Raw genomic sequence first — 293 nt, 5'->3', positions numbered from 1 at the left:
CCCGTTACATTGAATCCAAGCTCAACGTGGATCTGGTGGACAGCTTTGAAGCAGGCGGCGACGCTTACACCAACCAGCTGGCCACCTGCGTCGCCTCGGGAGAACTGCCCGACATCCTGACCGTCAACAGCTACGACACCTTTGTCGAGATGGTGAACAACGGCCTGACCTATGACCTGACCGATGTGTACGAGGAGTATGCCTCTGACTACATCAAGAGCCTCTACGAGTCCTACGACGGCCGCTGCCTGGGCATGGCAACCTTTGACGGCCGGCTGATGGGTATTCCCGGC

1 pseudogene is annotated in these 293 nt (G+C 58.4%); it reads left to right on the top strand.

The annotated features are described in order from the left end of the window. Positions 1–293 (top strand): annotated as a pseudogene (locus tag P0G09_RS19710) (extracellular solute-binding protein); the annotation flags it as partial.

Source organism: Faecalibacterium sp. DFI.5.82 (assembly GCF_029076575.1).
Taxonomy (GTDB): domain Bacteria; phylum Bacillota; class Clostridia; order Oscillospirales; family Ruminococcaceae; genus Faecalibacterium; species Faecalibacterium duncaniae.
This window is presented reverse-complemented; position numbering and strand designations above follow the sequence as displayed.